Origin of the sequence: Altericista sp. CCNU0014, from assembly GCF_044923475.1 — a bacterium.
Classification (GTDB): Bacteria; Cyanobacteriota; Cyanobacteriia; order Thermosynechococcales; family Thermosynechococcaceae; genus JAAURS01.
Map to the genome: position 1 here is coordinate 2,987,340 of NZ_CP137338.1, position 12,165 is coordinate 2,999,504.

Consider the following 12,165-nt stretch of genomic DNA (forward strand, 5'->3'; position numbering starts at 1 on the left):
CCTATGTAAATTTTCCTATTAAACAGAATTATTTATTAAGAATTCAATTGAATGTATGTTTTTAGTTAAAGATTCTAGTGAATTTCGTGAAGAACGAATCAAACAACTTCAAAATGAAGATCCAGCATTAGCATCTCTACTTGCAGTCGTTCATTTTGAATGGACAGTTCGACGTGCGATCATTGCTTTGGGAAAATCCTCAAACGTGGAAGTTAGAGAAAAACTGAACCGATGTCATGGATGTGATAGATATAAGGATCTTTGGAAAGAGGAAGTATTTCCAAAGATAAATCGAAGGTTGCCTGGAGACGTAGTGAAAGATTGGAATGGTGTTGTCCGAGCATTCCGACTACGCCATCGACTTGTACATGGTGTAAGTTCTTGTGGTGCTGATTACGCTAAAGAGCGGGTTCATTGGGCACTTAATGGGGCAACCAATATTCGTAATGAATGTGCTAATTACAGAATAGATTTAGACTCTCGCCTTCCTGTTAGAAAACGTGCTAGATTATAAGTACTATCTTCATGTTAACCTAACTTTATAAAAAGGGGTTTAGTAGAGATAAAGCAATGAGTCAAGTAATCACCCTAGAATTATCAGACGAAGTCTGTGCCGCCCTAAAACAAAAAGCTGAAAGTGCTGGCATCTCTTTATTGGAGTTGATTAAAATCACCCTTGATCAGCAAAGTGGTCCATCAAGCTACCAAAAGACTGACATCGAGAATGAAAACGCACGTCAGCGTTTCCGCCGTCATGCTGGAGCTATTGATTTAGGCTATCCAACCGGAGCGGACAATAACAGCATAGATGCTGATTTGGTTAGGGCATACAGCGGAGATGTAGGCTAGGTGCTACTGCTTGATACATCAGGCTTACTGTGTTACGTCCATAAAAGCGAACGACAGCATTGGCAAGCAGTACAATTTTTGAATGCATCCAGTCAAAATTTAACGCACAGCTACGTTTTATCTGAATTTGTTGCCTTGGCTCTGGTTCGACGTTTTTCAAGGCTTGCAACGCTGACGTTTGTATCTGACCTCCTTGAGAACCCTGATATTGCAGTTGTCTGGGTTGATAAAGCCTTACACTGCAAAGCCGTTAACTTTTTAATAAAGCGACCAGATAAAAATTATTCTTTATGCGACGCGGTTAGCTTCGTGTTGATGCACCAACACGGCATACGTGAAGCCCTGACAACAGACCACCATTTTGAGCAAGAGGGTTTTCAGCGCTTACTTTTACCTTAAGTCCAACAAACACAATAGCAGCGTTCACTCTCGCAGAGTATAGCCAACGCCGCGAATGGTATGGATCAGGCGTTTTTCGTTATTCTCTTCAAGCTTCAAACGCAGGTAACGGATGTAGACTTCAATAATATTGGAGTCCCCCATGAAGTCGTACCCCCATACCTTCTCTAAAATCCGATCCCGCGTCAGAACTTGCCGAGGATGATCGAGCAGATACTCCAGTAGGTCGAATTCCTTGGCCGTTAATTCAATCGAGCGCTGACCGCGAAAGACTTCGCGAGTATTGCGATTGAGGCTTAAGTCTTCAAACTGAAGCAGGTTGGAATTGGGTTCGTTGGTGCGGCGCAGGTGGGCGCGGATTCTCGCCAATAGTTCTTCGATGCTAAAGGGCTTCACCACATAATCGTCTGCTCCGGCATCCAGTCCGGCAACGCGATCGCTGACTTCATCCTTGGCCGTCAGCAAAATGACGGGTATTTTGCTCCCTGTCGCTCGCAGGCGACGGCACAACTCCAGCCCCGATAATCCGGGCAGCATCCAGTCCAGGATAGCTAAATCTGGCATGGACTCCCGCGCGAGCGTCAATCCCGCGATCCCGTCATGGGCGACGCTAATGCGATACCCTTCGGCCACTAGCTCTAATTCGATAAATCGAGCCAGCGGCACTTCATCTTCTACTAAAAGAATGTGCATCGCACTCCGTTCCGTTCGAGCATTAAAGGCAAACGATCGACCAGTCATAAGTTATACATACCACCAAGCCCAAGCAATTAAAACTGCTTGGAGCGGTAGCCTCGCCCAGTAAAACGTAGGCAAATTTGGCCCTCCAACCGAATTCGATCGACCGCCATATTAACATTCGCCTGAGATTCCTCATTTGGCAGCAGGGGTAGGGCAGGTTTTATACTGCGGCGACGTGTTGTCGAAATTGCATTGGTAAACGTGACTTTTTTGCCAGCTCAGCGGAATTTCCAGAAGCGATCGCGACCCAGTAAAGCCCTGCCCCACAAATAACACCAACGCCGCGCAATTCAGCACGATATGGACCGTACGCCAGCGATTGGAGCGGTCTTGATAGATTTCTCGCAAAATTGCTAGCGCGAAGATCATCAGCATGCAAGCCGCAATGCCGTGGTAATAATGAGAGATATACCAGTGTTTGTCGTCGCGATAAACCCCTTCCTGAGCGCCGAGGATGACCAGACCCATACCCGTTAGCGTTGCAAAAACGGCGCGCCACAATCGTGCTTGGGCTTTATAGAGCAATACAAATGCTGCAATCGTAGCGACAAAAAATGCAGAAATAAGGCTTACCTTCGCAGGATCTTTTTGCCAAAGCTGTCCTTCAATAATCGGTCCGTAAATATCGTTTGCTAGGGCAAGGAGGACGATCCCGATAACGGCACCTGTCAACCAGCGCCCCAGCGCGACGTGCTCGGAACCGACGCTGGGCGGAAGCTTGCTTTTACTGCCTTGAGCTGTCTCTAGGCGTCGCTGCCGGGTTTGCCACGCCATTTTAACGACCATACCGATCAATGGAAATACAACAGCAGCGGCGATCGCTGGATGCAACAACAAAATATAATCTTTTAGATTGAGAGCCATACAACCTTTTAGAATGAGGACGTTTCTTGGTTAAACGCTACATTAATCTCAGCGCAGGCAAAAGATCCGTATGCGTTCGAGAGATGGAACATCACCAATAATATTTTTATCTGAACCCAAATACGTCGAAGAACAGTTTTTGGATTTCTCACGCAAAGCGCAGCTCCGAACGACCTTGGATGCGATCGCCTTCGCACGGTATCTAAACTCCACACGATATTTGAATTATAGAGGACTGACTTCTGCAGGGGTTAGGTCGCTGATGCCTTCTTCTGAAAGCGAACTGAGAAAGTCGATATTGGCCGTAAGCGTAGAAAGCTGGGGCAAAATTTTAGCGATAAAAATCTCGGAAGCCTTAGAACGGTAACGATTGGGATTCAAGATCAAAGAAAGCGTTCGCTTGATGACCACATTCTCGATATTGACGCGCTTCAGGGCACCCAACTTCAGTTCTTTTTCGATCGCCGATACGGAGATAAAGGCAGCGCCCAACCCTGACTGAACCGCATTTTTAATGGCTTCAATAGAATTCAATTCCATTTCTACCTTCAGCAAGCGCGGGTCGATATTGCCGCGCACCAAAATCTGGTCGATCACTTTACGGATCGTGGATTGGGCGTCTAAGGTAATGAACCCCAGGCGATATAAATCTTCGCGCTGAACGGTATCTTTTTGGGCAAGGGGATGAAAGATCGGTAAAACCAAGGCCAGTTCATCTTCAGCGTAGGGCGCAATTTCTAGAGAAGACTGCAGTTCGAGGGGGACTTCGCCACCGATAATGGCAAGGTCTACTTGTCCGTTAACGACGCTCCAGCAGGTGCGCCGGGTGGAGTGGACGTGGAGCTGAACGGCCACTTCTGGGTAGACATGCCGAAACACTCCGATGAGTTTGGGCATGAGGTAGGTGCCTGTGGTTTGGCTGGCTCCAATAATGAGCGTTCCGCCTTGGAGATTCTGCAAATCTTCAATGGCCCGACAGGTTTCTTGGCACAGTGCCAAAATGCGATCGCCATATTCCAGCAATAAATGCCCTGCTTCGGTCAGCTGAGCGCGGCGTCCGCCCCGATCGAAGAGGGGTACGTCCAACTGCCGCTCTAGATTCTGAACCTGGAGGCTGACGGCAGGCTGAGAGACGTACAGGCTATCTGCGGCGCGCTTGAAACTCCCTTCTGCAGCGATCGCCTTCAAAATTCTGAGCTGGTCTAGCGTAAAGGGAAGGTCAGACATAGTGAATAGACCTGACAAAGGATAGAGAAATGGGGTTCAAACATCCTGAAACAGCTCCAGGGTGGGACGCATTGACAGTCTACCGCGAACGATGCTATCCCTCGCAAAACGACGCAAAGAAACACCCTAAAATCCGCTTGGATGGCTAGACTCACGGTACTGTAGGCCGTCCGCTTGCGGCAATTTGTAATATTCCTTCACTATTGGCATTATCCGAGCCGCTGCCCGAGGATAGAGCGCGTTAAACTGGGACAGGACAGGGCACCAGAGCAACTCTCCCGTGCGGATGCATTTAGAGAAAATATCGGAATAATGAATTTCTACTCTAGATATTTGTTTCCAAGGCTTATGGATGCCTCGATGTCTGGAGAAGCGCTTGCAGCTTATCGGCGATCGCTGCTGGCAAATACCTGCGGCAATGTTTTAGAAATTGGATTTGGGACGGGATTGAATCTGCCGTTTTATCCAGAAACCGTTACGAAGCTGACGGCGGTCGATAATAATTCGGGCGCTCGGGCGATCGCCGCGAGGCGAATTCAAAGGACGCCGCATCGTTTTGAAATAGAATCGCAAACGCTGAGCGGCGAATCGCTACCCATGGCCGATGAAACCTTCGATTGCGCGGTGAGTACTTGGACGCTTTGCAGCATTAAAAATGCGAGCCAGGCGTTGCAGGAAATTCGTCGCGTTCTGAAGCCGGGCGGTCGGTTCTTTTTTGTGGAGCACGGGCTGAGCGACAATCCCAAGGTGCAGGTCTGGCAAAATCGGTTGAATCCCATTCAGCGCGTTGTGGGAGACGGCTGCAATTTCAATAGAGATATACGACAACTGGTAGAACGACAATTCAGTCAGGTAGACATCGAAACATTTCCCGAGCCGAGTTTGCCCGCCGTGGCAGGTTATTTCTACAAGGGAATTGCAGTTAAATAACCCGGAATGGCTTGCAGGCAATGCTGAGACTGAAGTCATCCGCGATCGCCTATGAGCTAATTGATAACGCCTTCATAAGAGTGCCTGATTATGTCCGATCGCAACTCAAAAAAGTTTATCGATCTCGCCAACGTGAAAATCGATCTGCCACTTTTCAATGCCCTGTTGGCCCTAAAGCGAGAGATAAAAACGCTTTTGCCCGGAAAGGACTTCCGTTGGCTCGATGCTCTTGGAATCCGCCTTGAAGAGCCGACCGATTTAGAAAACGGCGGATATTATTGCACGCCGATCAATACCCTGAAATTCGCTTCAACGGGTATGGACGGCGAACACTTCAGTTTTCTAGTTTGCGATAATGCGATCGATTCTGAATCCCCAGTCATTCTAACCATGCCCTGTAACTATGGTGGCGCTACAAATGTGGTTATCGCTAAAAGCTTCCGCACATTCCTTTGCCTCGGACTCCGTTATGGATATTTCGCCCTTGGAGAATTGGCTTCCAATCCAGAAGAGGCAATGCAAGTGTACGCAAACGCGCAGTGGATACCGACGGAAGAACGCCATTTCTTAATGTACGTTCCCAATGAGACACAGCAAACAATACTAGCTTTTATTGCTAACTCCCTAGACTTGCAGCCGTATACCTACACCGCAGACGAGTTTGCAGCTTTGCAAAATCGTTATGTGCCGCTTTTGTCCATGTCTGACGAGTACTACGAAGCCTGCGAAGATTAGCCTCATGGGAGACGAGTTAGCGAAAACTACCGCCGAGCAATCCGAATCACCTCGGTTAAGATACTATCCAACCCGCCATTGATATTGATGTGCTCGATCTTTTCCGCAATCCGCTCCAGAATTTCCAGCTCCTTCAGCCGCAGGGCGATCGGGTTATCCTAAAATCTGGAGATTTAAATTCAATAGCCTGAGTTTTTAGGTTGATGTCTCTGCCCTCTCCAGTACTCCAAAAATTTTATTTGAGAGAAATTTTCTAGAGCGAATCAGCAACATCATCCCAAATGCGGTCAGAGCACCAATGTCCATTGAAGGTTCGGAGACAGGCTTGGGTGAGTTAGGAGGTGTGAAAAACCCCAACAACTCAAAGTCCGCAAAACCGAAAGATCGAGTGGTCGATGGAGTGGTTCTCAGCTCAAATGCAACACAGTTGGGTGAGCCAGCAGAACAAGTTTCCGTGCCAAATGTTCTTGCGGGCGAACAAGAAAATCCGCTGACGCAAGTTTGGGTATCGGGTGGGGAAGCGTCAGCCAGAAAGGATACTTTTCTCAAACCAGACTCAAAAATAGGAAGTCTACCGGTAATCAGTGCACCCTGTGGCACATTGCTGCCACCTGGGATTGTCTGTTGAAAAATGATTGAACCAACCGGGACAGGTCTTACAGAAGGGAAAATCAAGTTTTGTGCCGAGACCGTCCAATTGTCACTGGTTAAGATTGGGACGACAGGACCTTTTTTTACAGGCGCGAAAGGAAAACCATTTATAAAGGTAACATCAAAGACATTCTCAACCTCAAAGGCCGCAAGAGACTGAAGCGGAAATCTATCGTCAGGTACAAAATTAGAATCAAAAAAATACCTAGGACTGTTGTCAAATTTCAGGTCGAGCAATGTCGGTGTATCGCTCACCAATGAAAAATTGGTGTCTGGGAAATCGCCTGTATTCAGTGTCGCTGCGCTAGCGCCAAGAGCACTGAACACCATTAAAACAGAGCCAACCATTGACCCACTCAGCCCCACTGTTAGTAGATGTCGCATTGCTCCAAAGCTCCTCAGATTCGGCTGTATGCACACAATAACTCAAACTCAACTCTAGTATAGTGGCGGTAGTTCAATGAATTGTGGTCTTAGCAAACAATAAATGGGAAGGGCAACAATTCGATCGCCCCAAAAACCTACCTTTGCGCAATCCGAATCACTTCGGTCAAAATGCTGTCTAACCCGCCATTAATATTGATGTGCTCGATCTTTTCCGCAATCCGCTCCAGAATTTCGAGTTCCTTGAGCCGTAGCGCGATCGGGTTATCCTCCATCACCTTCGCCGTATTCAACATACTGCGCGTCGCAGCCGTCTCCTCCCGCCGTCGAATCACATTGGCCTGGGCCGCCTTCTCCGCCTCCACAACTTTAGACAAAATTGCCTTAATTTCCCCCGGCAAAATAATATCCTTCACCCCAACAGACTCGATCTCAATGCCATAGTCTGCCGTCTTTTGGCGAATATACTCGGCCACACTGGTATCGATCGTGCCCTTGTCTTCTAAAAGCGCGTCCAACCCTCGGGTCCCAACCGCTCCGCGAAGGGCAAACTGAAGCTCCTTGTATACAAAGTTATCGATATCGGACAATTCCGTTTTGGCCCGCACCGGATCCGTAATGCGATAGCCCGCCGTGAGATTGAGGCGCAGAGGGACCTTATCTTTGGTCAGAATTTCCTGACCCGAGACCTCCAAGGTTTGCAACCGCAAATCCACCGATTCAGTTTGAATGGAGCGCCCAAACACCCACCACACGTGCAGTCCCGCAGGCAGGGTGGATGCAAATGCGCCATCTACGTACAGCAGACCAATATGTTGGGCCTTGACCTCCTGCATGTGCAAAGATTCGTGGCTCATCTGCAATACATCGGCCAGCCCAGATACCAGCTCGGCCACCAACCGCGCGGGCAGCTTCGAGTCAGTACTAATATCGATCGCCTCAATCTCAACGCCCTTCCAAAACAACTTGCGGCTGCACGGCGGCAGAACCGCGATCGCCTTTCCTCGGTGCCGAACCACCGCCACCTCGCGCACCCCAAGCTGTACCGTTTCGCAATAGGCGGCCACAAACTCAGAATGGCACTCGATCAACACCTCCTCCAGGGGAAAATTGGGCGCAGGCTGGGTGCGGTCGAACGTGCGGACGCTCACTTTTCGGCCAAAGGTCCAAAAGCCGTAGTCCCCTGGCTCTAGCGGACGGACAAAATTGCCTTGCTCATACAAAAGACCCATTTCAGACTCTGATACCTGGATGATATCAATGCCTTCCACCTTGGCATTGCGCAACTGCTTCACAAAGACAGGCAGCAATTCCAGACTCTCTTCTAAATTAAATAGATGGGTTTCCACCTCAATAAACCCGCGCCAAAAGGCTCGCAGTTGATTGGGGCCAACTGCAAGCCACCGCTGCCCTAGCCGCACCAGCGCCGCTTCATTAAATTGCGTTTTCACCACCTCTAAATGGGCATTGATTGCTGTGGGATGGGTTTGCAGCAAAAGCTCTAAATTCTCGATTTTTGCCTCTGGCTGGTTGAGGTCAAAGGTTTGCAGCGTCCAGCGACCCCAGCGTAGATAATGGGTTCCTGGGTGCAGAATGGTTTTGAAATCGCTGCGGCGGTACAAAATACCCCGCTCATTCGGCTTGATATAAAACGTCTTAAACATTTTGTTTTCTAGGTTGATAGCTCCACTAGAGCTGGTGCTCGCGGCTTGCAGTGCGGGCGATCGCCCATCCCGCATCAGATTGACAGACCCATTTCCCTCGCCACACAGCCCGAAGGTTGCGCCTGGAGAGAACGCAGCTCTGAAATAGACCGTTCTACAGCCTCGACCTCTACCGCAGTGCGGCAAAGACGTCATCCGAGAAGAAATCTACTCAGGTGTGGGATTGAGGCGATCGCGCTGGCCTGAAAACCGCTGCGATCTGACCTTACCTAGGGCAGCGGGTCTCGCAGAACACCAGCACAGCAGAGCAGAAAATAGCGGACTCGAACCACCTTGGGATCGCTCCCGTACCACTTGGACTCGTTAGAGCCGAGATGCCCATAACCAGGGCGGGGTTTGTGAGAAAGTACAGGATTCGAACCTGTTACAGTCAGATTACAAGTCTGATGCTCTACCCAATGAGCTAACTTCCGGGAGTTTGATGTAGGACTCGAACCCACGACCGACCGATGAACCTCGGCTGCTCTACCGCTGAGCTAATCAAACGATGGATCTAAACCAAAACACGTTGCGGTACGCACAAAGGCAAATGCTCGCGTGCGCCAGTCAGGGTTACAGAACCTGAACCGCTGCATTGTAAATCGGCCTGCTCCAACGCACGAAGATAGCACACCCCAATGAATTTGTCTGCGACTGTTCGTAAAGTCGTTCAGATTTAACTATGAAACCCCTTCATTGAGAAGCACCTTCTAAGATATGATCGTTGGGGTCATGACTGACTGAGTGAGTTATAAAAAAGAGGATAGGACGCAGTGATTAGAGTAGCGATCAATGGGTTTGGGCGCATCGGACGTAATTTCATGCGGTGCTGGCTGCAGCGACCAAGCAGCAATATTGAGATCGTTGCGATCAATGACACCTCCGACCCCAGAACCAACGCCCACCTTCTCCGCTATGACTCCATGCTGGGCGTCTTGGATGCCGAGATTAGCGCAGACGACAACTCCATAACGGCCAACGGTCACGTTGTAAAATGCGTCTCCGACCGCAACCCAGAAAACCTACCTTGGCGAGACTGGAACATCGATATCGTCATTGAGGCGACTGGCGTCTTTATCTCTCCAGAAGGTGCGGGCAAGCATATCAATGCGGGAGCCAAGAAAGTGGTCATTACTGCACCTGGCAAAGGTGCGGTGCCCATGTACGTCGTAGGCGTCAACCACCACGACTACAAACCGACCGATAACATTATCAGCAACGCGAGCTGCACGACCAACTGCCTAGCACCCATTGTCAAAGTGCTCCACGAAGAGTTCGGCATTTTGCAAGGGATGATGACCACCACCCACAGCTACACCGGCGACCAACGCATCTTAGATGCAAGTCACCGCGATCTCCGTCGCGCGCGGGCCGCTGCGGTCAATATTGTCCCGACTTCAACGGGAGCGGCTAAAGCTGTCGGTCTCGTCATTCCTTCCCTGGCTGGCAAGCTAAACGGTATTGCGCTGCGCGTGCCAACCCCCAACGTTTCAGTGGTAGACTTTGTCGCTCAAGTCGAAAAATCTACCATTGCCGAACAGGTCAACGAAACCCTCAAAAAAGCAGCAGCAGGCTCCATGAAGGGAATTCTGCACTTCAGCGACATCGAACTCGTTTCTAGCGACTATAAAGGTCATCCTTGCTCGTCTATCGTCGATGCAGCTCTAACCATGGTGATGGGCGGTCACATGATCAAGGTCGTCGCTTGGTACGACAATGAGTGGGGCTACAGCCAACGGGTACTCGACCTGACCGAGCACGTTGTCTCTAAGTGGTAAACCGACGCCATTGCTCGACAAACACAAAATGCAGCCATGAAAGATAAGCTCGTGCTGATGATTCCGGGACCTACCCCCGTTCCGGAATCGGTGCTTTCGGCGTTGGGGCGACACCCGATGGGACATCGCAGCGCCGATTTCAGCACGATCTTGGCTCGGGTTCTAGAAGACCTGAAATGGCTGCATCAAACCGCCAACGACGTGTTGGTGCTGACGGCAAGCGGCACGGGCACGATGGAAGCGGGCATCGTGAACTTCCTGAGTCCGGGCGATCGCGTCTTGGTTTGCTGCAACGGTAAGTTTGCCGAACGCTGGGCCGATATGTGCGATGCCTACGGTCTAGACGCAGAGCGCATTCACGGCCCCTGGGGCAAAGCCCTGGACCCGGAAGCCGTCCGCAGGGCATTGGAAGCCGATACCGCCAAACGCGTCAAAGCCGTCATTGTCACCCACAGCGAAACCTCAACGGGCGTTATTAACGATTTAGAAACTCTGAGTCGCCATATTAAAGCGCACGGTACCGCTTTGAGCATCGTAGATGCCGTGACCAGCCTAGGGGCAACATCCGTCCCGATGGATGCGTGGGGTCTGGATGTTGTTGCTTCCGCATCGCAAAAGGGCTACATGATGCCGCCCGGACTGGGCTTTATTGCAGTTAGCCCGAAGGCATGGAAAGCTTACGAGACGGCAAAACTGCCTAAGTTTTACTTGGATCTGGGAAAATACAGAGCCGAAGCAGCCCACCATACCACTCCCTTTACCCCCGCCATCAACCTCATTTTTGGCCTTCAAGTTGCCCTTCAGATGATGCAAGAAGAAGGCTTGGACGCTATTTTTGCGCGTCACTCCCGGCATAAAACCGCGATTCGAGAAGCAGTTCGGGCGTTGGGGCTATCTTTGTACGCTGGAGACGATGCTGCGGCAAGTCCTGCGGTTACGGCAGTGACGACGCAACCCGTTGCGGCAGAAACGTTAAGATCGCACCTCCGCAAGCATTTCGATATTGCGCTAGCAGGCGGACAAGATAGCCTTGAAGGAAAAATCGTCAGGATCGGTCATCTGGGATTTACGAACGATCGCGATATTTTGACCGTTATTTCTGCGCTAGAAGCATCCCTCGCGGCGTTGGGCTACAACTCCTTTGCGCCAGGCGCAGGCATTAGCGCAGCTACTCAAAACCTTGCCACCTGAATTCAAACAGTTTGCAACCCATTAAATCGTTTCTAGCCAGTCATAAATACTGCTGAGCTGATCTAGCGTAATCAAACCATAGTGCCACAAAATAATGGGCAGCGAACCCGAACTTTGTTCGTAATGACGCACCGCTAGGTCAATAGAATCGCTGGGAAGCAGCAGCTCGTCCTTGAGAAACTTCAGCAATCGATTTTGCGTGGTAGCACCCATAACCTTTACCCCCAATAATTTGATGCCGCAAGGCCACCAAAATGGCTGACTTGCTTGACTCCCCCTCGTTCGATCTATGTAACTGATTTAACAGCACATTTACGAATGCGACATCCATAAAAATACTGAATTTAACTCTGCGCAAAGGCGGACAGCGGGACGCGATATCAAGTCAAACGAGCAATTTCGTCTGGGTCAAAATGCAGAAAAAGAAAATTGCAATTGAGCTTGCAACTTATTTCCGTTCCTATGACGCGGTAAAAACACTCCTCAAGGCAGACAGATAGTCATTCCTAGGTATCTAGTAGACTTTTTGCCTTTACCTGAGATCCTGCTACGAACTAAAATACTTCGCGTGTAGAGATTGAGGCTTAGAGGCTCTCTGTCCTATTTAAAAACTTGTATGCGTCAAACTTTGAAAAGTATCACACCAGTCCATAGACGATAGCACGGTCAAACGGAACTTAAAGGCTACTTAAGTAAGTCTTTAGAAAGGTGAC

The 12,165-nt window shown here is 49.7% G+C and carries 13 protein-coding genes and 2 tRNA genes; 7 read left to right on the top strand and 8 right to left on the bottom strand.

Annotated features, from left to right (window positions below; genetic code table 11):
* Positions 1–55: 55 nt before the first annotated feature.
* From R6H26_RS14475 to R6H26_RS14485, 3 genes are read left to right on the top strand one after another with little or no spacing between them, the layout of a single operon-like run.
* The gene (locus R6H26_RS14475) at positions 56–514 is read left to right on the top strand and encodes a hypothetical protein (RefSeq protein WP_404783234.1); all 459 of its coding nucleotides are present in this window, start codon (positions 56–58) and stop codon (positions 512–514) included.
* Positions 515–570: 56 nt separating this feature from the next.
* A complete protein-coding gene (locus R6H26_RS14480) occupies positions 571–849 on the top strand; it encodes a hypothetical protein (RefSeq protein WP_404783236.1) in 279 nt (92 codons plus the stop codon).
* A complete protein-coding gene (locus tag R6H26_RS14485; protein WP_404783238.1) occupies positions 850–1,248 on the top strand; it encodes a type II toxin-antitoxin system VapC family toxin in 399 nt (132 codons plus the stop codon). It abuts the gene before it with no gap.
* A 24-nt stretch (positions 1,249–1,272) separates the two neighbouring features.
* On the opposite strand, the gene R6H26_RS14490 is transcribed toward R6H26_RS14485, so the two are convergent.
* The 3 genes from R6H26_RS14490 to R6H26_RS14500 all read right to left on the bottom strand — a co-directional run bounded on the left by R6H26_RS14490 (position 1,273) and on the right by R6H26_RS14500 (position 4,080).
* Positions 1,273–1,989: a response regulator transcription factor gene (locus R6H26_RS14490; protein WP_404783239.1), complete on the bottom strand. Its 717-nt coding sequence runs from the start codon at positions 1,987–1,989 to the stop codon at positions 1,273–1,275.
* A 132-nt stretch (positions 1,990–2,121) separates the two neighbouring features.
* The gene (locus tag R6H26_RS14495; protein WP_404783241.1) at positions 2,122–2,853 is read right to left on the bottom strand and encodes a DUF4079 domain-containing protein; all 732 of its coding nucleotides are present in this window, start codon (positions 2,851–2,853) and stop codon (positions 2,122–2,124) included.
* A gap of 225 nt (positions 2,854–3,078) precedes the next feature.
* Positions 3,079–4,080 (bottom strand): LysR family transcriptional regulator, encoded by a 1,002-nt coding sequence (locus R6H26_RS14500; RefSeq protein WP_404783243.1) that lies wholly within the window; start codon positions 4,078–4,080, stop codon positions 3,079–3,081.
* 348 nt (positions 4,081–4,428) lie between these two features.
* Here R6H26_RS14500 and R6H26_RS14505 point away from each other — a divergent pair, with 348 nt between their 5' ends.
* Positions 4,429–5,010 carry a class I SAM-dependent methyltransferase gene (locus R6H26_RS14505; protein WP_404783244.1) on the top strand — a complete coding sequence of 194 codons (582 nt, stop codon included), beginning with the start codon at positions 4,429–4,431 and terminating at the stop codon, positions 5,008–5,010.
* 90 nt (positions 5,011–5,100) lie between these two features.
* Positions 5,101–5,745 carry a hypothetical protein gene (locus tag R6H26_RS14510; RefSeq protein WP_404783245.1) on the top strand — a complete coding sequence of 215 codons (645 nt, stop codon included), beginning with the start codon at positions 5,101–5,103 and terminating at the stop codon, positions 5,743–5,745.
* A 195-nt stretch (positions 5,746–5,940) separates the two neighbouring features.
* Here the strand turns inward: R6H26_RS14510 and R6H26_RS14515 are convergent, their stop codons facing one another.
* From R6H26_RS14515 to R6H26_RS14530, 4 genes are all read right to left on the bottom strand, one after another.
* Positions 5,941–6,744, bottom strand: coding sequence for a hypothetical protein (locus R6H26_RS14515; RefSeq protein ID WP_404783247.1), 804 nt, complete (start codon positions 6,742–6,744; stop codon positions 5,941–5,943).
* Between the two features lie 173 nt (positions 6,745–6,917).
* Positions 6,918–8,639, bottom strand: coding sequence for a slipin family protein (locus tag R6H26_RS14520; protein ID WP_404783249.1), 1,722 nt, complete (start codon positions 8,637–8,639; stop codon positions 6,918–6,920).
* Positions 8,640–8,844: 205 nt separating this feature from the next.
* Positions 8,845–8,917, bottom strand: a tRNA-Thr gene (locus R6H26_RS14525).
* Positions 8,918–8,919: 2 nt separating this feature from the next.
* Positions 8,920–8,990: transfer RNA gene (locus tag R6H26_RS14530), tRNA-OTHER, on the bottom strand.
* Positions 8,991–9,256: 266 nt separating this feature from the next.
* Here R6H26_RS14530 and R6H26_RS14535 point away from each other — a divergent pair.
* Together R6H26_RS14535 and R6H26_RS14540 are read left to right on the top strand one after the other, a co-directional pair.
* On the top strand, positions 9,257–10,261 hold the full coding sequence (locus tag R6H26_RS14535) for a type I glyceraldehyde-3-phosphate dehydrogenase (protein WP_404783250.1): 1,005 nt from the start codon (positions 9,257–9,259) through the stop codon (positions 10,259–10,261).
* Positions 10,262–10,297: 36 nt separating this feature from the next.
* On the top strand, positions 10,298–11,452 hold the full coding sequence (locus R6H26_RS14540) for a pyridoxal-phosphate-dependent aminotransferase family protein (protein WP_404783252.1): 1,155 nt from the start codon (positions 10,298–10,300) through the stop codon (positions 11,450–11,452).
* A 21-nt stretch (positions 11,453–11,473) separates the two neighbouring features.
* Here R6H26_RS14540 and R6H26_RS14545 read toward each other — a convergent pair whose 3' ends face one another.
* Entirely contained in the window at positions 11,474–11,665 is a 192-nt protein-coding gene (locus tag R6H26_RS14545) for a DUF2949 domain-containing protein (protein WP_404783253.1), read from the bottom strand.
* Positions 11,666–12,165: the final 500 nt, after the last annotated feature.